The 1,120-nt window shown below is 65.4% G+C and carries 1 protein-coding gene; it reads left to right on the plus strand.

The genetic code is table 11. From position 1 onward, the window contains the following. A partial coding sequence (locus IG90_RS0138665) for a hypothetical protein (RefSeq protein WP_030596046.1) occupies positions 1-1,038 on the plus strand: 1,038 nt, incomplete at its 5' end. Positions 1,039-1,120 lie beyond the last annotated feature (82 nt).

Here is a 1,120-nt window from a genome sequence, read left to right on the forward strand (position 1 = left end):
CTGGAGGGCAACCAAGGCAACTACCTGCAACTGTCGTCCGAGGGTCGCGATCTCCTGCGCTTCTACAAGGCCACGCAGTCTGGGGAGATCGGCACCGGCTTCGCTTCCCTACTGGCCGAGAGGCTGGTCAGGTCCCGGTACCCCGACCACTCGGTCTCCGTGATTCCCGCGGATGTTGCGCTGAAGGCCGGCTGGACCCTCCGCAGCGCCTCCGGAACGGGCGCGCGCCCGGAGCCGCTGCAGCGACGGCCCCACTTCTTCGTCGAAGCCTGGCAACCGGGGCAGCCGTCCAAAATCCTCCTCGTTTCCTCCAAGGGCACTCACAGCAGCGTTCAGCAGGTTCACAAGCAGCTCAGCACGGCCAGCGCTCACGTGGAGTCCGTGCACATCGGGCCCTATGGCACCGTCCCTTACCTGCTCATCGGGACAGAGATCCCCAAGAAGGAGAGCCTCGCCCTGCACATCCTGGAGGCGCCAGGCACGACCACCCTCCGCCCGTCCGGAGAAACATCAGAAGCCGACCTGGACCTCACCCTGGACCAGGAGAATCGCGTGGCCGACGTCGTACGGCACGCCGAGCAAGAGCGCACGATCGTCCCCGGATTCCAAGTACTGCCCGAATCCTTCGCCTGGTTCAGCATCGTGCTGGCTAGGACGGAAGCGGCCACGCTGATCGCCTTCACCGGAGGTGGCAAACCCACCGCTCAGTACCTGACCAAGGAGCAAGGGCGGCGCCACTTCCAGCACGACGTCCACGCCAACACCGACAGACTGCGAGATGCGGAGCACCGCATCCATGGCATCGACTTCGTCGGCACCGACCACATCTACCGCCTCAACGGCACCCGCGTGGAGGCGTTCTCCGGGCTCGAGAAGAGCCTGTACACGCATCTCCATCATGGGCGCGTCAACGAGTACCGGCGCGAAGTACACGAACGCCGAGACCAGTTGCCGGGCCGCAGCACAGCGGAACGGTGGAGCGCGGTGTCCATTCGTGCCGACGGAACTGTGCTGGCAATCCGTCTCCAGGAGGAGTGACCGTACCGACGGGGCCTTCGCCCAGATGGTCTCAGTTCTGGTCTCGTTCACCCCCGTCCGACGCCATTCGCGGGTGCCGCCA

Source organism: Streptomyces anulatus (assembly GCF_000721175.1).
Classification (GTDB): Bacteria; Actinomycetota; Actinomycetes; order Streptomycetales; family Streptomycetaceae; genus Streptomyces; species Streptomyces anulatus_C.